This window comes from Streptomyces sp. NBC_01232, from assembly GCF_035989885.1.
Taxonomy (GTDB): Bacteria; Actinomycetota; Actinomycetes; order Streptomycetales; family Streptomycetaceae; genus Streptomyces.
This window is the reverse complement of the sequence record NZ_CP108518.1, coordinates 5,704,121-5,729,222: the sequence shown is the minus strand read 5'-3', so window position 1 is coordinate 5,729,222 and position 25,102 is coordinate 5,704,121. Positions and strand designations below refer to the sequence as shown.

The 25,102-nt window shown below is 72.0% G+C and carries 20 protein-coding genes; 8 read left to right on the top strand and 12 right to left on the bottom strand.

The window, feature by feature from the left end; translation table 11 throughout:
• Positions 1–49: 49 nt before the first annotated feature.
• From OG444_RS26655 to OG444_RS26635, 5 genes are all read right to left on the bottom strand, one after another.
• Complete coding sequence (locus OG444_RS26655) at positions 50–817, bottom strand: enoyl-CoA hydratase/isomerase family protein (RefSeq protein WP_030009108.1); 768 nt, start codon at positions 815–817, stop codon at positions 50–52.
• A 105-nt stretch (positions 818–922) separates the two neighbouring features.
• Positions 923–2,164 (bottom strand): L,D-transpeptidase, encoded by a 1,242-nt coding sequence (locus OG444_RS26650; RefSeq protein ID WP_383197541.1) that lies wholly within the window; start codon positions 2,162–2,164, stop codon positions 923–925.
• 125 nt (positions 2,165–2,289) lie between these two features.
• Positions 2,290–2,997 carry a L,D-transpeptidase family protein gene (locus tag OG444_RS26645; RefSeq protein WP_327264541.1) on the bottom strand — a complete coding sequence of 236 codons (708 nt, stop codon included), beginning with the start codon at positions 2,995–2,997 and terminating at the stop codon, positions 2,290–2,292.
• Between the two features lie 97 nt (positions 2,998–3,094).
• On the bottom strand, positions 3,095–4,009 hold the full coding sequence (locus OG444_RS26640; protein ID WP_327264540.1) for an MSCRAMM family protein: 915 nt from the start codon (positions 4,007–4,009) through the stop codon (positions 3,095–3,097).
• Positions 4,010–4,169: 160 nt separating this feature from the next.
• Complete coding sequence (locus OG444_RS26635) at positions 4,170–5,390, bottom strand: L,D-transpeptidase (RefSeq protein ID WP_327266942.1); 1,221 nt, start codon at positions 5,388–5,390, stop codon at positions 4,170–4,172.
• Positions 5,391–5,572: 182 nt separating this feature from the next.
• Here OG444_RS26635 and glgX point away from each other — a divergent pair, with 182 nt between their 5' ends.
• Both glgX and OG444_RS26625 read left to right on the top strand, forming a co-directional pair.
• Positions 5,573–7,906, top strand: a complete 2,334-nt coding sequence (gene glgX / locus OG444_RS26630; RefSeq protein WP_405790701.1) for a glycogen debranching protein GlgX — start codon at positions 5,573–5,575, stop codon at positions 7,904–7,906.
• Positions 7,907–8,030: 124 nt separating this feature from the next.
• Complete coding sequence (locus OG444_RS26625) at positions 8,031–8,753, top strand: CDP-alcohol phosphatidyltransferase family protein (RefSeq protein ID WP_327264539.1); 723 nt, start codon at positions 8,031–8,033, stop codon at positions 8,751–8,753.
• On the opposite strand, the gene OG444_RS26620 is transcribed toward OG444_RS26625, so the two are convergent.
• Positions 8,734–9,237, bottom strand: coding sequence for an adenylyltransferase/cytidyltransferase family protein (locus tag OG444_RS26620; RefSeq protein WP_401686705.1), 504 nt, complete (start codon positions 9,235–9,237; stop codon positions 8,734–8,736). The two genes, OG444_RS26625 and OG444_RS26620, sit on opposite strands and share 20 nt — an antisense overlap.
• 156 nt (positions 9,238–9,393) lie before the next feature.
• Between OG444_RS26620 and OG444_RS26615 the strand changes: the two genes are divergently transcribed.
• From OG444_RS26615 to OG444_RS26605, 3 genes are read left to right on the top strand one after another with little or no spacing between them, the layout of a single operon-like run.
• Positions 9,394–10,599, top strand: a complete 1,206-nt coding sequence (locus OG444_RS26615; protein ID WP_327266940.1) for a glycosyltransferase family 4 protein — start codon at positions 9,394–9,396, stop codon at positions 10,597–10,599.
• Positions 10,596–12,353: a lipopolysaccharide biosynthesis protein gene (locus OG444_RS26610; protein WP_327264537.1), complete on the top strand. Its 1,758-nt coding sequence runs from the start codon at positions 10,596–10,598 to the stop codon at positions 12,351–12,353. Before OG444_RS26615 ends, OG444_RS26610 begins: the two co-directional genes overlap by 4 nt.
• A complete protein-coding gene (locus OG444_RS26605; protein ID WP_327264536.1) occupies positions 12,350–13,579 on the top strand; it encodes a hypothetical protein in 1,230 nt (409 codons plus the stop codon). The genes OG444_RS26610 and OG444_RS26605 overlap by 4 nt, the downstream gene beginning before the upstream one ends.
• A 64-nt stretch (positions 13,580–13,643) precedes the next feature.
• On the opposite strand, the gene OG444_RS26600 is transcribed toward OG444_RS26605, so the two are convergent.
• A complete protein-coding gene (locus OG444_RS26600; RefSeq protein ID WP_327264535.1) occupies positions 13,644–15,167 on the bottom strand; it encodes a hypothetical protein in 1,524 nt (507 codons plus the stop codon).
• A gap of 119 nt (positions 15,168–15,286) precedes the next feature.
• On the opposite strand from OG444_RS26600, the gene OG444_RS26595 reads away from it, so the two are divergent.
• Positions 15,287–15,826 carry a WcaF family extracellular polysaccharide biosynthesis acetyltransferase gene (locus OG444_RS26595; RefSeq protein WP_327264534.1) on the top strand — a complete coding sequence of 180 codons (540 nt, stop codon included), beginning with the start codon at positions 15,287–15,289 and terminating at the stop codon, positions 15,824–15,826.
• On the top strand, positions 15,823–16,938 hold the full coding sequence (locus OG444_RS26590) for a glycosyltransferase (RefSeq protein WP_327264533.1): 1,116 nt from the start codon (positions 15,823–15,825) through the stop codon (positions 16,936–16,938). The genes OG444_RS26595 and OG444_RS26590 overlap by 4 nt, the downstream gene beginning before the upstream one ends.
• Positions 16,939–17,034: 96 nt before the next feature.
• On the opposite strand, the gene OG444_RS26585 is transcribed toward OG444_RS26590, so the two are convergent.
• The 4 genes from OG444_RS26585 to gmd form a co-directional block, all read right to left on the bottom strand.
• The gene (locus OG444_RS26585) at positions 17,035–17,253 is read right to left on the bottom strand and encodes a DUF6458 family protein (RefSeq protein ID WP_327264532.1); all 219 of its coding nucleotides are present in this window, start codon (positions 17,251–17,253) and stop codon (positions 17,035–17,037) included.
• Between the two features lie 108 nt (positions 17,254–17,361).
• Positions 17,362–18,036, bottom strand: coding sequence for a hypothetical protein (locus tag OG444_RS26580; RefSeq protein WP_327264531.1), 675 nt, complete (start codon positions 18,034–18,036; stop codon positions 17,362–17,364).
• A gap of 96 nt (positions 18,037–18,132) precedes the next feature.
• Complete coding sequence (locus OG444_RS26575; RefSeq protein ID WP_327264530.1) at positions 18,133–20,910, bottom strand: DNRLRE domain-containing protein; 2,778 nt, start codon at positions 20,908–20,910, stop codon at positions 18,133–18,135.
• Positions 20,911–21,156: 246 nt separating this feature from the next.
• The gene (gene gmd / locus OG444_RS26570; RefSeq protein WP_327264529.1) at positions 21,157–22,170 is read right to left on the bottom strand and encodes a GDP-mannose 4,6-dehydratase; all 1,014 of its coding nucleotides are present in this window, start codon (positions 22,168–22,170) and stop codon (positions 21,157–21,159) included.
• Positions 22,171–22,523: 353 nt separating this feature from the next.
• On the opposite strand from gmd, the gene OG444_RS26565 reads away from it, so the two are divergent.
• Positions 22,524–23,468, top strand: coding sequence for a GDP-L-fucose synthase family protein (locus OG444_RS26565; RefSeq protein ID WP_327264528.1), 945 nt, complete (start codon positions 22,524–22,526; stop codon positions 23,466–23,468).
• Between the two features lie 22 nt (positions 23,469–23,490).
• Here OG444_RS26565 and OG444_RS26560 read toward each other — a convergent pair whose 3' ends face one another.
• A complete protein-coding gene (locus OG444_RS26560; RefSeq protein ID WP_327264527.1) occupies positions 23,491–24,966 on the bottom strand; it encodes a sugar transferase in 1,476 nt (491 codons plus the stop codon).
• Positions 24,967–25,102: the final 136 nt, after the last annotated feature.

Sequence of the window (25,102 nt, the reverse complement as noted above, 5' to 3'; positions counted from 1 at the left end):
GCTAATCCACCCGGAGGGAGGACCGGGGTCCTCGGCCGGGTCACCCGGCTCAGACGAACTTCGCCTTGCCCGGGCCCTCTTCGACGAAACTGCGCATGCCGCGCTCGCGGTCCTCGGTGGCGAACAGGCCCGCGAACCAGTTGCGTTCGATGGTGAGTCCGGTGTCGATGTCGGCCTCCAGGCCCGCGTCCACGCACTCCTTGGCGGCGCGCAGCGCGATCGCCGGACCCTGCGCGAGCTTGGCGGCCCAGGCGTGCGCCTGCTCGTACACCTCGGCGGCGGGCACCACCCGGTCGACCAGGCCGAGGGTCAGCGCCTCGTCGGCCTTGACCATGCGGCCGGTGAAGATCAGGTCCTTGGCCTTGGACGGTCCGATCAGCCGGGACAGCCGCTGGGTGCCGCCGGCGCCCGGGATCAGGCCCAGCAGGATCTCGGGCTGGCCGAGCTTCGCGTTGTCGGCGGCGATCCGGTAGTCGGCGCACAGCGCGAGTTCGCAACCGCCGCCCAGCGCGTAGCCGGTGATGGCCGCGACGACGGGCTTGGGGATGCGGGCGACGGCGGTGAAGGCGTCCTGGAGCGCGCGGGACCGGGCGACCATCGCCGCGTGGTCCATCGTCTGCATCTCCTTGATGTCCGCGCCCGCCGCGAACACCTTCTCGCCGCCGTAGATGATGACCGCGCGGACGTCGGCCCGGTCGGTCGCCTCCACCGCGAGCTCGCGCAGCCGGTCCTGGGTGGCGATGTCCAGGGCGTTCATGGGCGGCCGGTCCAGGCGGATGGTGCCGACGCCTTCGGAGACTTCGAGAGAGAGGGTCATACGGGCCAGGTTAGCGCCGGTTAACGTGAAGTGGCCCGGTGCTGTGGGTCACAGCACCGGGCCACCGGGACTACCTATGGGGCGTACGGGACGCCCGTGAAGCGACTACTTGATCCACTCCGCCCACGGCATGTTCCAGCCGTTGAGGCCGTTGTCGGGGGCGATCTGCTTGTCCTTCGAGTTCTTCACGATGACCACGTCACCGATCAGCGACTCGTTGAAGAACCAGGCCGCGGGCTGGTTGCCGTCGCCGCCGCCGCGGGAGTCGCGCAGGCCGACGCAGCCGTGGCTGACGTTGGACGAACCGAACGTACCGGCCGAGGCCCAGTAGTTGCCGTGGACGAAGGTGCCGGAGTCCGACAGGCGCATCGCGTGCGGGACGTCGGGGATGTCGTACTCGCCGCCGAAGCCGACGGTCGCGCCGTTCATCCGGGTCACCTTGTACTTCTCGCTGATGACCATCTGCCCGTTGTAGGTGGTCGTCGACGGGGCGCCCGCGGTGATCGGGACGTTCTTGAGCACCTGGCCGTCACGGACGACCTCCATCTGCTTGCTGCTCGCGTCGACGGTGGAGACCTGCGAGCGGCCGACGGTGAAGGTGACCGTACGGGTCTGCTTGCCGTAGACCCCGGGGCGGCCTTCGACTCCGTCGAGGGCCAGCTTCACGGTGACCTTGGTGTTCGCGGCCCAGTAGTTCTCGGGGCGGAAGTCGATGCGGTCGTTGCCGAACCAGTGGCCCTCGACCGGGACGGCCGGCTCGGCCGTCACCGTGATGGCCTTCTCGACGGCCTCGGGGTTGGTGATGCCCCGGGTGAACCTGATCGAGACGGGCATGCCCACGCCGACGGTCGTGCCGTCCTCGGGCGTGTAGTGGCCCACGAAGGTGTTGGTCGGGGTCAGGGTGGTGAAGCTGGTGTCCTTGGCGGACTCCCGGCCGGCCTCGTCCTTGGCGACCGCGTGCACCTTGTACTCGGTGGCGGAGGCCAGGTGGCGGGCCGGCTCCCAGCTCGCGCCGTCGTCGGCGAGCTTGCCCTCGACCGCGTTGCCCTTGGTGTCGGCGACCGTCACCGTGGTGAGCTTGCCGCCCGTGCTCGTTATCTTCAGGACGCCGCTGGTGGCGACCTCCTTGGCCCCGTCGTCGGGCTTGACGGCGACGACCGCCTTGGAAGCCTCGGTACCGGTCTTGCCGCCACCCCCGCCGTTGTCGCCGCCGCTGCCGCTGCCGTTACCCCCGCCACCGCCACTGCAGGCGGTGGTGAACAGCAGGGCCGCCCCCAGCAGAAGGGCCGGCAGGCCGGTGCGGGCGCGGCCGCGTATCGGCTGCAGGTTCACTCGTGTTCTCCCCATGTCCCCCGCGCGCGGACTGTCGCGCGCTTGTTGACAGGTAATCACAGGGAGGGATCACGATGAGCCACGGTCTTGTCACCGTTCCGTCCCAACTGCCGGGGTGCAGCCGGGACCGGAATCGGCCCTCAGTCCTCGGTGCCGGGCTTGGTGCCCCAGACGTAGACCGCGTCGCCCTCGGTGAGCAGGTTCCACAGGCGTTCCGCGTCCGGTTCCGTGAGGTTGACACAGCCGGCGGAACCGCCGTGTCCGTACAGGTAGCCGGGTGAACCGTGGAGGGCCTGGCCCCCGTCGAAGAACTGGGCGTGCGGCATGGGCGAGCCGTACAGGGAGGAGACGTGGTCCTTGCTGCGCCAGTACACCTCGTGCCAGCCGGGCCGGGTCTCCTGGAAGTCGCGGCCGGTACGGATGGGGACGGGCCCGAGGACGACGCGGCTGCCGCTCTGCACCCACAGCAACTGGCGGTCCATGTCCACGCAGGTCACGCGGTGGGAGCGGACGGGGCAGTCGCCCGCGGCATTGGGGTCCGGGCGTGCGGCGACGACGAGCATCGTGCGGAAGGTGGCCACGCCCGGATAGCCGTCCGCCGGGGTGACTCCGTTGGCCCGCTGGAAGGCGCGGACCGCGTAGCAGTCCGCGGACGACTGCACCCCGTCGACGGGCCGGCCCAGGTGCTGCTCCAGCTCCCACTGGTAGGGGCCGGTACCGGCCACGCACGCGCTCTCCGGTTCCGCCGGGGCCGCCGCGGCCCGGGCCGGGTGCGGGCCCGCCAGTGCGAGCAGGGCGCCGAGCGCCACCGCACCCGCCAGCGGGCCTCTCCCCTTGCGTGCAGCCATCCGGGCCTCCTCGGGCTGTGGGTCGGACGCTCGCAGCCCAGCTAATCCCGTGGAGCGGGGGTACGGCTCGCGCTGATGCACCGACGGAGTGAGGAGGTCACTTCACCGGGGTACGGGGGGACGGCGCCACGGCCCGGCGGCCGGCCGCCGCCTCCTCCTCGCTCCCGTCCTGCTCGTCGTCCGCGGCGGGGACCCGGCCGTGGTCGTCGCGCTTGTTGTGGAGGGTGACCACGAGCCGCTGGTCGGGTGTCTCGCCGTCCAGCCACTGCGGGGCGGTCACCGGGGTCTTCGGCATGACGTAGCCCTCGGGTACGTCCTTCTCGGCCACGTAGTACCAGCCGTCGGCGAGCCGGTCGAAGTCGCAGATGCCGTCGGCGTCGGTGGCGCAGCCGGTCCTGGCCCTGTGGTCGGCGCCGATGCCGGCGGTCTGGAGGCCCATGGTGCGGTTGGTCTCCTTCCAGAGCTCGACCACCGCGCCGTGCAGCGGCCACTCGGTCTTCGCGTCCTTCGTGCGGACCCGGATCAGGCCGCCGTACGGCGCGTCCTCCAGCCGGTTCGCGACGTTGAGGACGAGGCCCTCCTCGGGCGTGCCCGCTTGCAGGTCGAAGCCGGTGACGGGTTCCGCGGGCCGCTCGTACCCGGCGGGGACGCCCGCCTCCAGCCAGTAGTAGGTCTCGTTGACCGCGAGCTCCACCGTGCAGCTGCCCCTGGCGTCGGTGACGCATGCCCCCTCGTGCTTCTCGTCGGCCGCCGGACCCGCGCTCTGGAGGCCCGGCCGGTCGTTGGTCTCCCGCCAGAGCTCGAACCTCGCGCCGGGCAGGGGCGCGCCGGTGTCCTGATCCCTGTTCAGCAGGACCACGCGGGCGCTGCCCGCCGGGGCCACGGCCGACGTGACGGGCTGCGCCGCGGGGGCGGGCCCGTCCCGGTCGGCCGAACGGGCCGGTGCCGCCGCGGCGAGTACCACCGCGGCGGCGAGGCCGAGCGGCCACACCCTTGCTGTGCCGGCTGCCATGCCACTCCGTCCGTCGCCCCGGGGCTGCTTCGCCCTGACAGGCTGGGGGGACCCTCGTGCACACGTACGCAGGGACACACGGGCGCTACGGCATTCCGATCACACGAATCACCCGTCCGGCCCCGGCGGACGGGGGCGGGGGGGCCGGGGCGGCCCGCGCTCAGGCGATGGAGGAGCCGGCGACCCAGTCCGCCCAGGACATGTTCCAGCCGCCCAGGCCGTTGTCGGGGGCGACCGTCTTGTCCTGCGAGTTCACGACCTCCACCACGTCCCCGACCAGGGTCCGGTCGAAGAACCAGCCGGCCGGGGTGTCGGAGCCGCCGCCCTTGTCGTCGCGCAGGCCCACGCATCCGTGGCTCAGGTTGGTGGTGCCGAAGCTGTCGGGGCTGGACCAGTAGTTCCCGTGCAGGAAGGTCCCGGAGGAGGTGAGCCGCATGGCGTGCGGGACGTCGGGGATGTCGTACTCGCCGCCGAAGCCGACCGTCTGGCCGTTCATCCGGGTGACGTCGAACATCTCCATCACCACCATCTTGCCGTTGTAGGTGGTGGTCTTGGGCGCCCCGGCGCTGATCGGGACGGTCGACACCAGCTGCCCGTCCCGGCGGACCTCCATGGTGTGCGCGGCCGCGTCCACGGTGGAGATCTGGGAGCGGCCCACGGTGAAGGTGACGGTCTTGTCCTGGATGCCGTACGAGCCCGGGGCGCCCTCGATGTCGCGCAGGTCCATCTTCACGGTGACCTTGGTGCCGGACTTCCAGTACTCCTTGGGCCGGAAGTCGAGCCGCTCCCGGCCGAACCAGTGGCCGACGACCTGGACGCCCGGGTCCGAGGTGACGGAAATGGCCCGCTCCACTTCGGCGCGGCGCTCGATGGCCCGGCTGAACCTGAAGGAGACGATCATGCCGGTGCCGACGGTCGAACGGTTCTCGGGCTTGAAGTAGCCGATGAACCGCTCCTCGGGAACGTAGGTGGTGAAGGTGGTGTGGCGGGCCTGGCGGCGGTCGTGCCCGTCCAGGGCGACGGCGTCCACGGTGTACTTGGCCGCGAGCGCGAGCCGGGCGGACGCGGGCTCGGGGCTCCAGCTGAGCCCGTCGGCGGCGATGGCGCCGGGGACCTGTTCCTGCTGCGCGTCCTCCACCTTGGTGACGACGACCCGCTCCAGGCGGCCCTCGGGCACGGTGACCGACAGCCGCCCGTCGGCGTGCACCCCCTTCGCGTTGTCGTCGGGGGTGATCCGGATGGCCTCGTCCGGCGAGCGGGGTTTGCCGGGCAGCTGGATCTCGACCGGGGCCCTGCCGTCCTGGGTGCATCCGGCCAGGCCGCCCAGCAGGCCCGCCCATGCCGCCACGGCGGCCAAGCCCGCCCCTGCCCGCCTCGTCAGAAGTGTCACGATCCCTCCAACGACCGGGCGCTGCCGGGGAAACGTGAGCGCGGGCCACGTTCCGGGCAGAACTGTCCGGGCAGAACAGTGTGAAGGACCAGACGGGGGCGGGCCCAGGCCGGGACGCCGGGGCCGCACTCTCCCCTACCCCCGCCGGTACCCAGGAGCCGTGGAGGCGGGCAGTGTCGAGCGCAGCCGAGCAGGAGGCGGTGGAAGCCGTCAGCAATGCCGTCGAAGCGGTGCGGAGCGGCCATGCCGCGCCCGTACCGCAGATCGACGGCCGACCGCAGGAGAGGCCGAAGGAGCGGCCCGAGGAACGAACGAACGGCCAGGTCAGGGGCCAGGTGGTACGGGTGCAATCGCGCCCGGGGGCACCGGTGTGGCCGGGGTCCTCGCATCCGCTGGGGGCCCGGTTCCATCACGGTCCGGACGGGACCGCGGGCACCAATTTCGCCCTGTGGGCGCAGGGCGCGGAGGCGGTGGAGGTCTGTCTGTTCGACGAGGCCGGCGCCGAGACCCGCTGCGCCCTGACGGAGCACACCCACGAGATCTGGCACGGTTTCGTGCCGGGCGTACGCCCGGGGCAACGGTACGGATTCAGGGTGCACGGCCGATGGGACCCCTGGACGGGCGCCCGGTACAACCCGGCGAAGCTGCTCCTGGACCCGTACGCGCGGGCCGTGGACGGGGACTTCACGCTGCCGCCGGAGGTGTACGCGCACGTCCGGGACTGGCCGCAGCAGTACATCGCGGACACCGTGCGCGACGACCGGGACTCCGCTCCCTTCGTCCCGAAGGGCGTGGTCGTCCACGATGACGACGACTGGGCGGACGACGTCCGGCCGAAGACCCCGTGGGCCGATTCCGTGATCTACGAGCTGCACGTGCGCGGCTTCACCATGCGCCATCCGGGTATTCCCGAGGAGTTGCGCGGCACCTACGCGGGCCTCGCCCACCCGGCGGCGATCGAGCACCTGACGAGCCTGGGCGTGACCGCGGTCGAGCTGCTTCCGGTGCACCAGTTCGCGCACGAGGACCACCTGCTGCGCCGGGGCCTGCGCAACTACTGGGGCTACAACTCGGTCGGCTACTTCGCCCCGCACGCGGGCTACTCCTCGAGCGGTACGGCGGGGCAGCAGGTCGGGGAGTTCAAGCGGATGGTCCGGGCCCTGCACGCGGCCGGGATCGAGGTCATCCTCGACGTGGTCTACAACCACACGGCCGAGGCGGGCGAGCTGGGTCCCACGCTGTCGCTGCGCGGGATCGACAACCGGGGCTACTACCGGCTCCAGTCCGACCAGCGGCGGTACTCCGACTACACGGGCTGCGGGAACACCCTGCACGCGGGGCGCCCGCACGTCCTGCGGATGATCACCGACTCGCTGCGCTACTGGGTCACGGAGATGGGCGTGGACGGCTTCCGCTTCGACCTGGCGGCGGCGCTGGCCCGGTCGATGCACGACGTGGACATGCTGTCGCCGTTCCTCGCGGTGATCGCCCAGGACCCGGTGCTGCGGCGGGTCAAACTCATCGCCGAGCCGTGGGACGTGGGCTCGGGCGGCTACCAGGTGGGTGCGTTCCCGCCGCTGTGGACGGAGTGGAACGACCGCTACCGGGACGCCGTACGGGACTTCTGGCGGGGCGCGCTGCCCGACGTACGGGATCTCGGGTACCGGCTGTCGGGCTCCAGCGACCTGTACGCGTGGGGCGGGCGGCGGCCGTACGCCTCGGTGAACTTCGTGACCGCGCACGACGGTTTCACCCTGCGCGACCTGGTCACCTACGAGCGCAAGCACAACGAGGGGAACGGGGAGGCGAACCGGGACGGGACCAATGACAACCGGTCGTGGAACTGCGGGGCAGAGGGCGAGAGCGACGATCCGCGGATCGGCGTGCTCCGGCGCCGCCAGCTGCGCAACCTGCTCACCACTCTGCTGCTGTCGACGGGCGTGCCGATGCTGGTGGCCGGGGACGAGTTCGGGCGGACGCAGGACGGCAACAACAACGCGTACTGCCAGGACAACGAGACGGGCTGGGTGGACTGGTCGCTCCTGGAGGATCCGGCCTGGCGGTCGCTCCTCGCCCTGGCCTCCCGGCTGATCGCGCTGCGCCACGCCCATCCGGTGCTGCGGCGGCGGGCGTTCTTCTCCGGGCGCTCGCAGGGCGCGGACGGGCTGCGGGACCTGGCCTGGTTCACCCCGGCGGGCGCGGAGATGACGGAGCGGGACTGGTACGCGCCGTCCGCCGCTCTGGGGATGTACCTGTCGGGCCGCGACATCCCGGGCCGGGACGAGCGGGGCCGGCAGGTGACGGACGACAGCTTCCTCGCGCTGCTGCACACCGGGGACCGGCCGCTGGAGTGGGTCCTGCCGGGGGCGCCGTGGGCGGAGGTGTACGAGGTCGTCCTGGACACCTCCGTGGAGGAGCAGTCCGACCCTCCCCGCACCCGTCACCGGGGCGGACAACCCCTCGTGGTCCCGGCGCGGTCGGTGCTGCTGCTGAAGGTGGTGGGCTGAGCCCGGGTGGCCTGCGGCGGCCCGGCCGGCGCCGCTGGTTCCGGACGTACCCGCACATCCGGAACCAGCTCGCCCGTCCGTCCTGCGATGATGTGTTCGACATCATCTCGGAGGGGGTCCCTGCATGGGCAGAGTCACGACCGCGCTGCAGGAACTGCGCGGAGCGCAGAAGTCGGCGAAGGGGGTGTCGCTCTACTCGCGGTTCGTCAACCGGCCCGCCGGGCGGTATCTGGCCGCCGGTTCGTACGCGCTGGGGCTCACCCCGAACCAGGTGACGCTGATCAGTGCCGCCTTCAGCTTCGCCGCCGTGGCGGCGGTCGCGCTGGCCGCCCCCTCGTGGGGGCTGGGGATCGCGGTGTGGGCGGCCCTGGCCGTCGGCTTCGCCTTCGACTCCGCCGACGGGCAGCTGGCCCGGTTGCGCGGGGGCGGCAGCGCGGCGGGTGAATGGCTCGACCACGTCGTGGACGCCGCCAAGCTCACCGCCCTGCACTCGTGCGTGCTGATCGCCTTCTACCGCTTCCCCGAGGCGTACGGGACGGGCGGGGACGGCTGGCTACTGGTGCCGCTGGGCTTCCAGTTCGCCGCGGTGGTGACCTTCTTCGGCGGGCTGCTGACCGAGAAGCTCAAGCCGAAGCCCGCCCCCGGCAGCCCCGCCGCCGCGCCGTCGACCGCGCGCGCGGTGGCCCTGCTGCCGGTGGACTACGGGGTGTTCTGCCTGGTGTTCCTGCTGCTCGGCGGCGGGAAGGCCTTCACCTGGGCGTACGCGGGACTCGGCGCGGTCGCCGCGCTGTTCCTGCTGGCGTTCCTCGCGAAGTGGTTCCGGGAGCTCAGCGCCGTTCGCCGGTGACCTGACCGGGAACCTGGGCCGGTTCGGCGAGCGCGTCCAGCGCCCGGCGCAGCTGGGTGCTGGAGGTGTGCACGGTGTAGGGGAAGTAGACGACGTCGACCCCGTGGGCGGCGAAGTCCTTCTCCAGCCGGTCCCCCTTGGGGGTGCCGCGCCAGTCGTCGCCCTTGAAGATGACGTCGAAGCGGACCTGCTTCCAGGTCTCGACCTTGTCGGGGACCGTCTCGACGAAGGCCGCGTCGACGTACTTCACGCTGCGGACGATCTCCAGCCGCTCGACGAGCGGGATCATCGGGCGGCGCCCCTTGGCGAGCTCGGCCATCTCGTCGGAGACCACTCCGGCGACGAGATAGTCGCACTGGCTCCGTGCGTGCCGAAGGATGTTGAGGTGCCCGATGTGGAACAGATCGTAGGCGCCGGGCGCGTAGCCGACTCGATACGGTCGGCGCGAAGGCGCGCCAAGGTCGGACATGTCGTGCTCCGTCATCTTTTACCCCCAGCAGCCACACCCCCCGGTGTAGCGGATTAGCAGACAATAGCGTGCACGTTCCGCACCACGCGGGTGAACGAATAGGGTGACGTGCGCATCATCCAGGGGAGAAGGGGACGCTCAGTGTCCAGATCCGGTCACCGGCGCTTGCTGCTGGTTTCCACCAATTACGCTCCGGAGCACGCGGGAATCGGCCCGTACGCCACCCAGATCGCGGAGCACTGGGCGGATCTCGGTCACGAGACCCACGTGCTGGCGGGCATGCCGCACTACCCCGCGTGGTCGCTCGAGCCGGAGTACAAGGGCGCGTTGCGGCGCACGGAGCAGCGCGCGGGGGTCACCGTGCACCGGCGTGCGCACACCGTGCCGCCGCGCCAGACCGCCGTGAAGCGGGCGCTTTTTGAAGGATCGATTCTCCTGCACGGCGCCGTGGCCCCGCCCCGGATGCCCAAGCCGGACGCGGTCCTCGCCCAGATGCCCAGCCTGGCCGGCGGGGTGCTCGCCGCCCGGCTCGCGGCGCGGTGGAAGGTCCCCTATGTCCCGGTCGTCCAGGACCTGATGGGCGCCGCCGCCGCACAGAGCGGAATCAGCGGCGGCGACAAGGCCGCCGCGATCGCCGGCCGCGCCGAGGCGTACGCCCTGAAGCGGGCCACCCTCGTCGGCGTCATCCACGAGACCTTCGTGGACCGGGTCGTCGGCATGGGCGTGGACCCGGGCCGGATCCGCCTCGTGCCCAACTGGTCCCACGTGCCGGTGCCCACCAAACCGCGCGGCGAGACCCGCCACCACCTGGGCTGGAGCCCCGGCGAGACCGTCGTCCTGCACTCCGGGAACATGGGCCTCAAGCAGGGCCTCGAAGTCCTCGTGGGCGCCGCCCGGCTGGATCCGAGCGTCCGCTTCGTCCTGATGGGCGACGGCAGCCAGCGGTCGGCTCTGTCCGAACTCGCGGCGGATGTGCCGAATCTGGACATCATCCCCCCTGCCGCTGACGGCGAGTTCCCGGATATCCTCGCGGCGGCGGACGTACTCGCGGTCACGCAGCACGCCGCCGTGCTGGACATGAGCGTCCCGTCGAAGCTCACGTCCTACTTCCAGACCGGCCGGCCGGTCGTCGCCTCCGTGGCGGCGGAGGGCGGGACCGCCCAGGAAGTGGAACGCTCGGGCGCGGGGGTACTCGTACCGCCGGAGGACCCGGAGGCCCTGCTGAAGGCCGTTCGGGCCCTGGCCGAGGACCCCGAGGGCGCGGACGCACTGGGAGCGGCCGGGCCCCGCCACGTGGCGGCACACCTGAGCCGCGAAGCGGGCCTGGCCCGCATCGACGCACTGATGGACGAAGCACTTGGGGGACCCCGGCCGTGATCGAGACGAACCGCCCTGCAGCGGCACCGGCCGACGACGAACCCGATCTCCTCAGGGATCAGTTCCGCCAGCTCCTGCGCTACCGCCGCCTCATCGGCGCGGGCATCGGGGTCGGCCTGCTGGGCGGCGTCTACCTCGGCATCTCCACGGCCGACACCTATGTCGCGACCGCCGACGTCGTGCTGCGCGCGCCCACCGACGACCCGTTCAACCCCAGCCTCGCCCCGGACAAGGCGATCAACATCGGCTCGGAGCGCCAGGTCGCGCTCAGCTCCTCCATAGCCAACGAGGCGGCGAAGAGGCTCGGCGTGGGCGCGTCCGGCTTCGCCGCCCTGCGCAGCGGTCTGCAGGTCACCAACCCGCCGCAGACCATGGTGCTGCGCTTCACGTACACGGCGTCCTCCCCCAAGGAGGCCGCCAAGCGCGCCAACGCGATGACCGAGGCGTACCTGCTCAAGCGGCAGGAATCCCTCGACGCCACCCGCGACAAGATGGTCAAGGGCTACAAGGAGCAGCGCGACCCGATCGCCAAGCAGCTCGACGAGCTCTCCAAGGAGATCGCCCGGATGCCGGCCGGCGCCGGCCGGGACGCGGCCAGCTCGTCCAAGACCGATCTGCAGAGCGAGGTCGGCGGCTACAACACCAAGATCACCAAGCTGGAAGCCCTGGACATGACCCCGGGCCGGGTCACCAGCGCCGCGACCGCGCCCCCCGGAGCCGACGGCCCCGGCATCGTGATGTCCCTCGCGCTCGGCGCCGCCGTGGGCCTCGCCCTCGGCCTGCTGGCCGCCTGGGTCCGGCTCGTCTTCGACCCGGCGCCCCGCTCCGAGGGCGACGTGGCACGGGCCCTGCGCGCACCCGTACTCGGCTACCTGCCGCGGGACCGGACGGGCGGCGGGCCGCTGCTCGCCGCCGGTGAGGCCGATCCCCGCCTCGCCGAGGAGTACCGCTCGGTGGCCTTCCGGCTCGCCTACGACGCCCGCTTCGCCGACCGGCGCCGGCTGCTCGTCGTCGCCCCGCGCGGCAGCAGCGAGACCGCCGCCGCCGTGGCGGTGAACCTCGCCGCCTCCTTCGCGGAGACCGGCAAGGACGTCCTGCTCATCGAGGCCGACCTGCGCACCCCCGTGCTGGCCAGCCAGTTGCCGACGGACGCCGGCGGCCGGCCGCGCTGGAGCCAGACCCCGGGCGCGAAGGGCGGCGGCGGACGGCACTCCGACTCCGAGTGGCCCGACGGGCGCCAGCTCGTCGTGGACGCCGGGGAGTCCGGCTCCTTCGACCTGATCCCCGGCGAGCGGGCGCGCAACGTGCCGCGCGCGCTGACCTCCCCCCGCGCCACCCGGCTGATCTCCGAGGCCGACTCCCCCAACGCGACCGTCGTCGTGCTCGCGCCGCCCGTGCTCTCGTACGCCGACGCGCTCGCCCTGGTCGACCGCGTCGACGGCGTCCTGGTCGTCTGCAACCCGCGCGGCGTGCACCGCACCGACCTGTCCCGGATCCGCGAGCTCATCAGCGGCGCCGGCGGCACCGTGCTCGGCGCCGTGCTGCACGCGCCGCTGCCCGGTGAGAAGCGCGGCCGCGGCAAGGACAAGGACGGCCCGGCGCCCGTCGGCCCCGCCGGGGGTCCCGGTACCCCCGGCAAGCCCGTGCCGCAGCCCCAGCCGATCCCGTACGAAGTGGCCGAGCCCGAACAGCACATCCCCGGTGACGGCACCGACACCGTCGCGCTGCGCACCGTCCGCATGGGCCGCAGATGAGCCGACGCGGCCTCGCCGCCGTCGCATCGGTCCTGGACCAGGCAGCGTCCAGCGCCACCAACATCCTGGTGCTGGTGCTGGCCGCCCGGCTGTCCTCGGCCTCCGGGTTCGCCGGCTTCTCGATGGTGTACGTGACCTTCAGCGTGCTCCTCGGACTGAACATGGCCTACGTCGGCCAGAGCCTGGTGCTGGAGAAGGGTGAACTGCTCGGCGCCCGGTGCCGTTCGGCCGTGGGCTTCACCGCCGCCTCCTCGGCCGCCGTGGGCGCACTGCTGCTGGTGGTGGGCCTCGCGCTGTCCGGTGCCACCGGGACGGCCTTCCTCGCGCTGGGCCTCGTACTGCCGCTGGTGCTCCTCCAGGACGGCCTGCGGTACTGCTTCTCCGCCCTGCGCGCCCCCGAGCGGGCCCTGGCCGCCGACGCGCTGCGGCTGGTGTGCGTGGTCGCGGCGCTGGCCGTGCAGCCCGAAGGAGCCTCTGCGGGGCGGCTGGTGCTCGCTTGGGGGCTCTCCGCGCTGCCGGCGCTCGGGCTCGGACTGTGGCTGCTGCGGCCGTACGTACGCGGCACCCGCGCGGACCTGCGGCCGTACCTGCGGCGGGGTCACCTCGGACAGCGGTTCGTGGTCGAGTTCGCGGTGGGCAACGGCTCCAGCCAGCTCGCCGTCCTCGGCCTCGGCGTCTTCGCGACGCCGCTGGCCGTCGGCGCGCTGCGGGGTGCGACCACGCTCTTCGGCCCGCTGAACGTGCTGTTCAACTCCGCGAACGCCTTCGGGCCGCCGGTACTCGGCAGGCTCGGCGGCAAGCGGGCCACGGTCCGGGCCACGGCCGCGCTGGGGCTGGTCCTGGCGGCGCTCGGCGCGGGCTGGGCGACCGCCCTGTACCTGCTGCCTGACCGGCTGGGCCGAGAACTCCTCGGCGACACCTGGGCGGCGGCGTCCGCGCTGCTGCCGGCGACCGGGGCGCAGTACGCGGCGATGGGGCTCGGCACGTGCGCGCTGCTGACCCTGCGGGTGCTGGCCCCGAAGGCCACGCTGTCCCTGCAGGTGGTCTTCTCGCTGCTGTCCGTGGGGCTGCTGCTCGGCGGGTACGCGGTGTGGGGGGTGGCGGGCGCCGCCTGGGCCTTGGCGGCCGGCTCCGCGATCAAGGCTCTGGCCGCCTGGCTTCGGGTCGCCCGCCTGCGAGTCCCTGCTGCGCAGGACCGCGAGCCCCTCCCGGCCTCCGCGGCCTGACCGCTGTCCCGGGCTCCGCCCGGACGCGGGGGTTCGGGGGCAGCGCCCCCGCAACGGCGGCGCGTCAGCGCAGGGTGGTGGACTTGTCCGTGCGGTACGTCGCGACCAGCGCGAGGCAGAGGGCCGCGATCGCCACGCGCCCCGAGGCCTGCAGGAGCGGTCCGCGCAGCAGGATGAAGGAGTAGCCCGCGACCAGCGGAACCACCACCGAGATCAGGCTGCCCGGTGGACTGCGGCGAGTGGCGCGCTTCGCATAGCGCCGGTCGACGCGGGCCGAGGCGTATCCCATGCCCAGCAGTCCGGCGCCCATGCCCAGCGGCCCGAAGTCGAGCCACAGCTCCGCCCAGATCGGGGAGGAGAGGTTGGTGTTGACCGTGCCCATCCACTGGCCGACCATCACGCCCGTGTCCCGCGGCTTGCCCTCCCAGACCGAGCGGGGCACCGCGAAGAAGATCGACCCGGCCAGCTGGCGCCCGTAGAAGTGCCCGGGGCCCGACTCCGAGTAGGTGATGGTGTTCGCGAACATGCCGATCTGGTCGTAGTCCTTGAGGGCCATCGGCTCCAGGAAGGACGTGGTCTCGACCGGCCGGTAGTTCTTCTCGTCGTAGCGGAAGCGGTCCGCGAACGGGAAGATCAGGAGGGCGACGACCACTGCCATGGACAGCGCCACCCGGTACATCGCCGCACTCACCGGGAAGACGGTGAACAGCAGGGCGAACATGACCGTCAGGAACCAGTACCGCGGGTTCGAGATCGGGTTGTTGACGATCAGGTTGAGGCCGGCAAGCGCCGCCCACGTGACGATGATCGACACCTTGCGGCGGGCGAACTTCGAGGTGATCAGCCAGCGCGTGTACAGGAGCAGCGCGAGCAGCGCCGGTACGGTGCCGAAGCCGCGCAGCAGGGCCTGTCCGGCCTGGCCGTCGCCGTTGGAGACGCCCGCCTCCTCGATGCCGGCGATGATCTCCTGGCGGCTGGAGAAGAAGACCGCCGGACCGCCCAGCTTCATGATGAATACGGCGCTGCACAGGAACGACAGGGCCGTCAGGAGCTGGAGCCGGCGCCGGTGCGCCATGACGGGCTTCGAAGCCTTCTGGGAGCCGCCGGCGCGCCCGGCCGGCCGGTGACGGGCCAGCAGCACGCCGACGTCGAAGGCCGTGCAGCCGAGCAGCACCAGCCCGATGGCGGCGGTCAGGTCGGAGCGCGGGCCGACGACCGGCGTCGGGACCTGGCCGAGGACGGCCTGCGCGAGCGGGGCGACGCCCATGGCCATGTAGACGAAGAGCCAGAAGGAGCCCTGCAGGAGCTTGCGTCGGCTGGTGAGCACCATGGCGGAGAGCCGGGCGCCCGCGTACATGGTGAGCAGCAGCTGGAGCCAGAAGGCCGCGTCGTGGGCGCCGGCGCCCGACTGGAGGGCGACGAACAACGGCAGGAAGACGGTGAATCCGAGCGCGAGCGGAACGGCCAGCGCGCGCGAGAGCAGGGTGCGCGGGAGGGTGGCCCGGCCCCACAGGCTCTCGTCCTCGAAGGGGGACGGAACCGGCCGCTTCGCGGGCGGAGCGGAGGGCTTGCGTATGTCCGTCGTCACTGCCGCCCCCACCCGATGTGCCTGGTCCGCGCGCAGTCTAGTCTGAGCGGGCCACGCCCGGGGAGGCGGCGGCCGGAGGTCCCCCCGGACCGGGTCCGGGGAGCAGATGGGGGCGACAGTTGCGGGATCTTCCTTCCTTCACGCTGGCCGGGTACGACAAGGGCCGCGGGCTGCTGACGCAGGCGCTGTGGTTCGCCGTGATGAACACGCTGTTCATGAGCTGGTTCTGTCCGGCACGGCTGCGGGTGGCCCTGCTGCGGGCCTTCGGGGCGAAGATCGGCGAGAGCGTCCTGATCCGGCACCGGGTGCGGGTGCTGTGGCCGTGGAAGCTGAACGTCGGGGACCACACCTGGATAGGTGAGGGTGCCTGGCTGCTGAACCTGGAGCCGGTGACCGTCGGGGCGAACGTCTGCATCTCGCAGGAAGCCATGCTGTGCACCGGCTCGCACGACCACCGGGCCGCCGACTTCCGCTACCGCAACGCCCCGATCACCGTCGAGGACGGCGCGTGGGTGGCGGTCCGGGCGACCGTGCTCGCCGGGGTCACGGTGGGCCGCTGCGCGGTCGCCGGAGCCGGCTCCGTGGTCCACAAGGACCTGCCCGAGCTGACCCTGCAGACCCAGGACGGGCACCGCCGCCCGGTGGAGGAGCCCAAGTGAGAGTCCTGCACGCCGTCACCCTGCACTCCCCCTCGCACGCCTTCGGCGGGCCGGTGCGGGTCGCGCTGAACCTGGCGAAGGGGCTGCGGGCCCGGGGGCACGAGGCGCGGCTGCTCGCGCTCGGCGAGGGTTTCCCCGAACCGTGGCCGACCGACGTCGAAGGGGTCCCGGCGAAGCTGTTCCCGGCCCGGCGCCTGCTGCCCCTCGGCTTCAGCGGGATGACCTCGCCCGCGCTGCTGGCCTCGGCGGGCCGGCTGGTGCGGGACGCCGACGTCGTGCATGTCCACCTGGCCCGTGACCTGGTGACGCTGCCGGTGGCGCTGGCGGCGCTGCGGGCGGGACGGCCGCTGGTGCTGCAGACCCACGGCATGGTGGACCCGAGCGAGAAGCTGCTGGCCAAGGTGCTGGACGCGGTGGCGGTACGCCGCCTGCTGCGCGGCGCGGACGCGGTGCTGTACCTGACCCCGCACGAGCGGGAGGGGCTGGACGCGGTGGTCGGCGCTCCGCTGGCGCAGGCGGTCCGCCTGGTCAACGGGACCCCTGCGCAGGAGGAGCGGCCCCCGCTGGGCGGCCCGCCGCGCATCCTGTACTCGGCGCGCCTGCAGGCCCGTAAGCGGCCGGTGGACTTCGTGGACGCGGCCCCGGCGGTCCTCGCCGCGCACCCGGACGCGCACTTCGTGGTCGCGGGCCCGGACGAGGGCGAACTGGCCGCCGTACGCGCCCGGATCGGGGAGCTCGGCCTGACCGACCGGTTCACGGTCCCGGGGGCGCTCTCCACCGCGGAGGTGCTGGCAGAGCTGCGCCGGGCCCACGTGTACGTCCTGCCGTCGGTGGACGAGCCGTTCCCCATGTCGGTGCTGGAGGCCCTCTCGGTGGGTGTCCCCTCGGTGGTGACCCACTCCAACGGCCTGGCCCGGGAGATCGCACGGGCCGGCGCCGGCCGCGCGGTCGAACCCGGCCCGGCGGGCGTGTCCGCGGCGGTCCTTGAGCTGCTGGACCCTGCGGCGGGCCGCGAGGCCTCGCTGTCGGCCCGCAAGCTCGCCGCGGAGTCCTTCTCCATGGACGCGGTCCTGGACACGCTGGCGCCGGTCTACGAGGGCATCCGCCGCTGAGGACGGCCGCTCACGCGGCCCGCACCGCTGCGGTGCGGGCCGTGCCGTCATCCGCCCGCGGCCGGGAGCCGGACCGCGCGAGCGGGGCGTAGGCCATCAGAGGACGTCGCGGCGGTGTTCCTCCACCACCGGGATCGCGGCGCCCGCCGTGCGGCGGCGTTTGTAGATGCTGGTGTACACGGCGAGGCCGATCCCGCCCACCGCCATCATGATCAGACCGACCAGGTCGAGGTTGACGCTCTCCATCTCCCAGTCGCTGGCAAAGGTGAGGATGGCACCCACCACAATCAGGACGATGCATCCGCCGATGCCCATGGATCCGCCTTCCGCCGTCGGGGCTGTGACCGCGCGGGTACCCCGGTTCCGGGCACGAAAACGCCCCCGGGGGCCGGGAGTCCGGTCCTCGGGGGCGTTGTCGGTCCGCTACGCGGGGATCCAGGCGTAGCAGCCCGAGGAGTTGAACTCCGCGGTACCCGCCGGGATCGTCGCCGTGATCTTGTCGCCCGCCTTGGGCGGGGTCTCGGGGCCCGAGCTGAGGACGGAGCCGTCCTTGCCCTTGGCCTCCCAGGTGCAGTTGGTGGCCTGGGTCAGCGCCCGGTAGGTGCCCGCCGCGGGAGAGGTGCGGGGGCCTTCGGCGAAGCCCTTCTCCGCCGCCGCGAGGATCGGCTTCTGCTCCGGGCACAGGAGGTTGATCGCGTCCTTGGCGCCCGCGATCTCACCGGTGATGACCGCCCCGGTCGCCGCGTCCTTGTCGCGCTTCGCGGTGCGCTCCACCCGCTGGCAGGCGTCCTGGCCGGTCTGCAGAACGGCCGCCGGGTCCATCTTCTCGGGGACCCGCCCGCTCAGGTACTTCTTCTCCTGCGCCGTGAAGCTGCCCGTCTTCGGGGTGAGCTTCGCGTCGGGGAGGACGGGACCCGTCGGCTTCGCCTCGGCCGGGGACCCGGCCGGCTGCGGGGTGTCCGCGGGATCGGGGGCCGCCGACGAGGCCGGGGGCTTCGGCTTGGCGCCGGAGTCGGCCTTGTCCCCGCCCGAACTGCAGGCGGTGAGCGTCAGGGCGGCGGTCAGCAGGACAGCAGCCGCTGCGGAGCGTCGGTACATCGGATGGCTCCCGTACTCAAGGGGGTGTACAAGCGGGGCCCGGCCATGTGAGCCGGGCCCCGCACGCCGTAAGGCGGTTGTTCCGGTTTTCGTCGCTTACTTCGCGCCGAAGGTGAGGACCAGCTGCGGAGCGCCCTCCGCCGCCGTGGCCTCGGAGGACCAGATCCACAGCGGGTCGGTGCCCGTGCTCGTCAGGCCCAGGCCGTAGCTGGTGCCCAGCGCCGCGGTGACTGCGGCGGTGTCCAGCTCGACACCGTGGACGGCGGAGCCGTCCGGCACGCCCGCGATGCTGCCGAGCGGGGTGGTGCCCAGGGTGGGCTTGGTGTTGAAGGTCGTGCCCGCACCGGTCCAGGTGCCGGTGACCGGGACCACCTTGACGGTGTCGGGGGTGCCGGCACCCGTCTGCGTGGTGGTCTTGAACTGCAGCGAGGCGGACTTCAGGACCTGGCCGGCCGGGGCGGCCGGCAGGTTGAAGCGCAGGTACGACTCGTACAGCGAGCCGCTGCCGCGCACCGCGAGCGAGGTGGACGTGCCGTAGGCGGTGCTCGGGGCGCCCTGGTTGACGTAGGTGTCCTCGGTCGCCTTGACCGCGGAGACCGAGTCGGTGGGGGCCTTGGCCAGGTCGAAGTGGTTCTTGACCTGGGCCTGGGTGAGCGCCGTCGGGTAGACGGCGGTCTCGTCGAGCTGGCCGGCGAAGAAGTTGCTCGTCGGGCGGGTCGGCCAACCGGAGAGGTTGTCACCGCCCACGTGCCAGTAGCCCGCATAGTTGGCGGTGCTGGTGGCGTTCAGCGAGCCCTTGTTCTGGCCGTCGACGTACAGCGTGATGCCGCCGGGGCCCTGGGTGCCGACCACGTGGTGCCACTTGTTGTCGTTGTACGTCTCGAACAGGCCCGTGGAGACGGTCCGGGTCGAGCCGTTGTGGACACCGAAGATCAGACGACCGGTGTTGGTCATGTAGATCTGGCGGTCGTAGGTGCCGCTGTTGCGCGTGGTGTTGCTGCCGAAGCCGATCAGCTTGCCGCCGCGCGTGGTGTTCGTCTTGAACCAGGTCTCGACGGTGAACGTGTTGCCGACCGTCTGACGGCGGTCGCTGTGCACCTGCTGGCTGGTCCCGTTGAAGCCCATCGCCGTGCTGCCGGAGACGGCGCCGGGCGACTGCTTCAGGGCGGGGGCGTTGACCTGGATGCCGCTGCGGTTGCCGGACACCGAGGAGTCGGCGACGTACGGGCTGACCGCGTCGTCGAAGCGCCAGTACAGGTCGGCGCCGTCCGTGCGGACCTGGTTCGGGTAGCTCTGGACCGAGGTCGGAACCGTCACCGAGGAGACGGCCGACAGGGCGCTGGTGTTGCCCGCCGCGTCGGTCGCGGTCACCCGGTAGGTGTAGGTCTGGCCGGCCTTGACCGTGGTGTCGTTCCAGGAGGCCTGGGGGCGCTCCCACTCCAGAGAGCTGGCGGTGACCGTGGCGGCCGGGGTGGCCGAGCCGTTGCGGTAGATGCGGTACGTCAGCTTGCTGTCGTCCGCGTCGTAGCTGGTGCGCCAGCGGACCTGGACCTCGCCGGGCTTGACGCTGGAGGTGCTGGCCACCGGGGTGGTGGGGGCGCCGACGTCGCCGGTGGAGGCGAAGCGGGTCAGGCCCTGCTGGGCCTTGCCGTTGATGAGCGTGAACTCACCGCCGACCCACATGTACTTGACGTCGTTCTTCTCGGCCACGGACATGACGCGCGGGCCGATGCCCTCGCCGAGTCCGTCGTTGGCCGTGGGGTGCCAGCCGAGCTTGCCCGGGCCGCGCACGAAGCCGTCCACGGGCGCGGGGGCGGCGCCTTCGTGGTTGGTCGGCTGGGCCAGCAGGAAGTTCCGCTTGCCGTCGGGGAACTCGAGCTCGGTGGAGCAGTCGTGCGCGTGCGAGGAGCTGTAGAGCACGCCCTCGTACGGCAGGACGAACTGCGTGGCGCCGAGGCAGCGGTCGCGCCACTTCTCGGTGAAGTCGCTCAGGCGCAGGCCGATGCGGCCGTCGAAGACGCCGCCGCCGGAGCCCTCGTTGCCCGTGTAGAAGCCGGTGTCGTCGGTGGAGATGTCCTTGACGACCGAGTTCGACGGGATGTTGCTGTACGTCTTGGTGACCGCGCCCGTGGTGGCGTTGACCACGGCCAGGGCGTGGCTGTTGGTGCCGTTGACGGTGAAGAAGTCGCCGCCGAGGAGCACGTTCTTGCCGTCGGGGGTGACCTCGACGGCGCGGCCCGGCTCGTCGACGTTGGCGACGAAGGGCTTGAGCGCACCGGAGGACGCGTCCACGGCGGCGAACCGCTCGCGGGTCTGGCCCTCGACGGTGTTGAAGTCGCCGCCCGCGTACAGGGTGTCGTCCGTGAGGGCGAGCGCGCGCACGGTGGCGGGGAAGCTCGGGTGGAACGATGCCTTGGGGGTGCAGCTCGCGATGTCGATCGCCGCGAGGCTGGAGACCGGGGTGCCGTTCACGGCACCGAAGGAGCCGCCCGCGTAGAGGGTCTTCTTGTCCTTCGAGACGACCAGCGTGCGCACCGTCGCGGTGCCCTCGCCGATGGTGAAGGCCAGCTTGCAGGAGGTGGGGTTACCGGTCGCGGCGTCGAGCGCGACGAAGTTCACGGCGTCCTGCTCGGCTCCTGCAGCACCCTCGGGCGGGCGGACGGCCGAGAAGGTACCGCCGGCGAAGACGGTGCCGTTCGCCTGGGCCATCGCCCAGACGATGCCGTCGGGCTGCCACGTCGGCAGCTCGTCGGCGGTGAATGCCACAGGCGGCGTGATGGCGGACGCCTGAGGCATCAACACCAGGCCTATGCCGGTACCGGCACCGGCCAGTGACAGGACGAGGGCAGCAGTCAGCCCTCTGGATCTACGCATGAGCCCCCCAGGGCAATCGCCCGGTTTGATGGCTGGAACTATCCGAACAGCCATATGTACTGGCGCAGACTAGGGCTCATATGAGGGCCTGGTCACCTCTCTTGACCCATTGCATACCAACTTGGAATCAACAGGTTCAGCATGGAGGGTGCACAAGGGACATACGGCAGGTTTACCCCGGCCACACCCGCGCAGAGCTGCGGAGTATGGCCGGAACACGGCAAACCGTAGGGGAAATATAAGGCCTCAGCGGTCGATCCGGACCGTCACGCCCGCCAGTTGGTCCTCGACCTGACGGATGTCGGCGTCGACCATGATCTGCGCGAGCTCCGCGACCAGGACCGTCGGCTTCCAGCCAAGCAGGTCATGCGCCTTGGAAGCATCGCCGATGAGGGCGTCGACCTCGCTCGGGCGCTCGTACTTGGGGTCGTAGCGGACGTGCTCGGCCCAGTCGAGACCGGCGTGCGAGAAGGAGGACTCGACGAACTCGCGGACGGTCGCGGCCACGCCGGTGGCGACGACGTAGTCGGTGGGCTCGTCCTGCTGCAGCATCCGCCACATGGCGTCCACGTACTCGGGGGCGTAGCCCCAGTCGCGCACCGCGTCGAGGTTGCCGAGGTAGAGGTGGTCCTGGAGACCGGCCTTGATGCGGGCCACCGCGCGGGTGATCTTGCGGGTCACGAAGGTCTCCCCGCGGCGCGGGGACTCGTGGTTGAAGAGGATCCCGTTGACGGCGAACATGTCGTACGCCTCGCGGTAGTTCACCGTGGTCCAGTACGCGAAGACCTTCGCGGCGCCGTACGGGCTGCGCGGGTGGAACGGGGTGCCCTCGTTCTGCGGGGGCGGGGTGGCACCGAACATCTCCGAGGACGAGGCCTGGTAGATGCGGGTGTCGACGCCGCTGGCCCGGATGGCCTCCAGCAGCCGCAGCGCGCCGAGGCCGGTCACGTCGCCCGTGTAGAGCGGGGCGTCGAAGGAGACGCGGACGTGGGACTGCGCGCCGAGGTTGTAGACCTCGTCGGGGCGTATGTCGCGGAGCAGGTTCACGAGGGCGACGCCGTCGGAGAGGTCTGCGTGGTGCAGGACGAAGGACCGGTTGGGGGCCTGCGGGTCCTGGTAGATGTGGTCGACCCGCTCCGTGTTGAAGCTGGAGGACCGCCGCACGAGCCCGTGCACCGTGTAGCCCTTGGAGAGCAGGAGCTCGGCGAGGTAGGAGCCGTCCTGTCCCGTGACTCCGGTGATCAGTGCGGTCTTGCCCATGGGGTCCCCTTGCTGGTGGTTTCTGTCTGTCGTAGTGAGGCTGCGCCTCAAAGCGGGTGCGGAGCGGGCCGTCAGGCGTCGCACCGGGCGGCCCGGCCGCGGCCCGGGGGCCGGATTGCGTTACCGTACACGGCCCCTTGCGGGCTGCCCCGGCGGGGCGGATGCCCCTGCCCGAAGCGGACGCGGGCCGGGCCCGGCCCGGTTCCGGACGCCGCCGCGGCGGCGTCCGGGGCCGGGTCCGGGGCCGGGTCCCGAGCCGGGCCGAAGGCCGGCGCCGGTCCCGGCCCGCGGCCGGATCCCGAGCCGGTGGACCCCTGCCGGACCCGCGGGCGCGAACTGGCATCATCGGCGGTATGACAAGTTCGCAGCCGCTCCTGCCCCCGAACGCCCGCGTCTTCGTCGCGGGCCACCGCGGCCTCGTGGGGTCCGCGGTCGCCCGGCGGCTCACCGCCGACGGCCATGAGGTGCTGACCCGGGGCCGCGCCGACCTCGACCTGCGCGACGCCGCCGCCACGGGTGCGTACCTCAAGGACGTCCGCCCGGACGCCGTGGTGCTGGCCGCCGCCAAGGTCGGCGGGATCATGGCCAACAGCACGTACCCGGTGCAGTTCCTGGAGGAGAACCTGCAGATCCAGCTCAGCGTGATCGGCGGCGCGCACGCCGCCGGCGTGGGCAGGCTGCTGTTCCTCGGATCGTCCTGCATCTACCCCAAGCTGGCCCCGCAGCCCATCCGCGAGGACGCGCTGCTGACCGGCCCGCTGGAGCCGACCAACGAGGCCTACGCCCTCGCGAAGATCGCCGGCATCGTCCAGGTCCAGTCGTACCGCAAGCAGTACGGGGCCTCGTACATCTCGGCGATGCCGACGAACCTCTACGGTCCGGGCGACAACTTCGACCTGGAGACCTCGCACGTCCTGCCGGCGCTCGTCCGGCGCTTCCACGAGGCCGCCGCCGAGGGCCGCGACGAGGTCACGCTGTGGGGATCGGGCACCCCGCGCCGGGAGTTCCTGCACGTGGACGACCTGGCTGCGGCCTGCGCCGTGCTGCTGAACTCCTACGACGGCGACGAGCCCGTCAACATCGGGTGCGGCGAGGACCTGACCATCAAGGAGCTGGCCGAGACGGTCGCCGAGGTGACCGGCTTCCGCGGCAGGCTCGCCTGGGACACGTCCAAGCCGGACGGGACCCCGCGCAAGCTGCTGGACGTGAGCCGCCTGACGTCGCTCGGCTGGAAGCCCGGCGTCCCGCTGCGGGACGGCATCGCCGCCACGTACCAGTGGTGGCGCGAGCAGAGCTGATCGCACAGGCGGCCCAGGTTCCTCAGTACGCTCCGCGACCGTCGACGACGGCGCGGAGCGTGCGGCCCATGACGTCGACGTCACTGGTGAAGGACCAGTTGTCGACGTACTGCAGGTCGAGCTGGATCGTTTCGTCCCAGGACAGGTCCGACCTGCCGCTGATCTGCCACAGTCCCGTCATCCCGGGCCGTACGGTGAGCCGGCGCAGCTCGACCTCGTCGTACTTCGCCACCTCCTCCGGCAGCGGCGGGCGCGGGCCGACCAGCGACATGTGGCCGGTCAGCACGTTGATGAGCTGCGGGAGTTCGTCCAGCGAAGTGCGGCGCAGCAGCCGGCCCACGCGGGTGACCCGGGGGTCGCGGCGCATCTTGAACATCAGGCCGTCGTTCTCGTTCGACCCGGACAGATCGGCCTTGAGCGCGTCGGCGTCCACGACCATCGTGCGGAACTTCCACATGACGAACGGCGCGCCGTCGCGGCCGATGCGCCGCTGGCGGTAGAAGGCCGGGCCCCGCGAGCCGAAGCGGATGGCCAGGACGATCCCCAGGAAGAACGGGGAGAGCAGCAGCAGTCCGGCCGCGGCGCCCACCCGGTCCAGGGCCGACTTGAGCAGGGTCTGCACCCCGCGGCTGACGGGGGGCGCGACGCGCAGCACGGCGAGCCCGCCCGCGGACAGGGTCTCCAGCCGCTTGACGGAGACCTCCACCAGCCCGGGGAAGACCGCGAGTTCCAGGCCCGCATCGTGCAGGGCCCAGGCGATCCGGCGCAGCCGCTCCCCCGTGATCCGCACGCCGGGGGCGACGAGCACCAGGTCGGCGTGGTGGCTGGCGACGGCGCCGAGCACCGCCGCGGAGTCGCCGTTGGGGGCCTCGGGGGTCCATTTGTCGAGCCGGGCGGCCACGGGTATGCCGCTGGTGAGGGGCCCGGCGCCGACCGGGACCACGCCGACGACGACGTACGGGTGGTCGGTGCGGGCGGCGAGATGCGCGATGACGTCCTCGGCCGCGTCGGGCTCGCCGACGACCAGGACCCGGCTGACGGCCTGGGCCTCGCGGCGGGCGGCCGAGAGGTGACGGTAGGTCAGCTTGTGGACGGCGACGGTGATGAGCAATGCGGGCAACAGGGCCCCGAGGGCGGACAGCCGGGGGGTGGCCTCTTCGGTCACCACGCGGGCCACGGCCAGAACCCCGATGAGAATCAGCCAGTCGTGCACGACGGGCAGCACACCTCGGGACTCGCCGAGCGCCCGGGCCGCGTAGCGCCGGCGCAGCGCCTGTACCCCGGTCCACGCCACAGCGGCGGCCAGGGCGCAGTAGACCGGCCGGACCTGCTGCGCGGCGTCGAAGACGAGTCCTACGGGGATGGCGGCGCCGAGGAAGTCGGCGGCGATGGCGGCCGGGCAGTACCAACGGGCCTTGTCCCCGATGCGCCGTGCGGGCGCAAGGGACTCCCGGGCCGCTCTGGCCACTCTTTGCGCAGGAAAATGAACATGCCTCATGGGCCCCCCTGGCACGTGGTCTATGACAGTGGCAGGTGTCCATGGCTTCCCCTGGCTACGAACATCCGCCGCACCGGGAAACAGTACGACAAACACCCGTACGGTAAATGCCGTTTGGGTCAACGCAGCCGCTTGT

Excerpts from the sequence above, each read along its gene's own strand:
- OG444_RS26655 (WP_030009108.1), bottom strand. The coding sequence starts at position 817 with ATGACCCTCTCTCTCGAAGTCTCCGAAGGCGTCGGCACCATCCGCCTG.
- OG444_RS26650 (WP_383197541.1), bottom strand. The coding sequence starts at position 2,164 with ATGGGGAGAACACGAGTGAACCTGCAGCCGATACGCGGCCGCGCCCGC.
- OG444_RS26645 (WP_327264541.1), bottom strand. The coding sequence starts at position 2,997 with ATGGCTGCACGCAAGGGGAGAGGCCCGCTGGCGGGTGCGGTGGCGCTC.
- OG444_RS26640 (WP_327264540.1), bottom strand. The coding sequence starts at position 4,009 with ATGGCAGCCGGCACAGCAAGGGTGTGGCCGCTCGGCCTCGCCGCCGCG.
- OG444_RS26625 (WP_327264539.1), top strand. The coding sequence starts at position 8,031 with ATGGGCAGAGTCACGACCGCGCTGCAGGAACTGCGCGGAGCGCAGAAG.
- OG444_RS26620 (WP_401686705.1), bottom strand. The coding sequence starts at position 9,237 with ATGACGGAGCACGACATGTCCGACCTTGGCGCGCCTTCGCGCCGACCG.
- OG444_RS26605 (WP_327264536.1), top strand. The coding sequence starts at position 12,350 with ATGAGCCGACGCGGCCTCGCCGCCGTCGCATCGGTCCTGGACCAGGCA.
- OG444_RS26585 (WP_327264532.1), bottom strand. The coding sequence starts at position 17,253 with ATGGGCATCGGCGGATGCATCGTCCTGATTGTGGTGGGTGCCATCCTC.
- OG444_RS26580 (WP_327264531.1), bottom strand. The coding sequence starts at position 18,036 with ATGTACCGACGCTCCGCAGCGGCTGCTGTCCTGCTGACCGCCGCCCTG.
- OG444_RS26575 (WP_327264530.1), bottom strand. The coding sequence starts at position 20,910 with ATGCGTAGATCCAGAGGGCTGACTGCTGCCCTCGTCCTGTCACTGGCC.
- gmd (WP_327264529.1), bottom strand. The coding sequence starts at position 22,170 with ATGGGCAAGACCGCACTGATCACCGGAGTCACGGGACAGGACGGCTCC.
- OG444_RS26565 (WP_327264528.1), top strand. The coding sequence starts at position 22,524 with ATGACAAGTTCGCAGCCGCTCCTGCCCCCGAACGCCCGCGTCTTCGTC.
- OG444_RS26560 (WP_327264527.1), bottom strand. The coding sequence starts at position 24,966 with ATGAGGCATGTTCATTTTCCTGCGCAAAGAGTGGCCAGAGCGGCCCGG.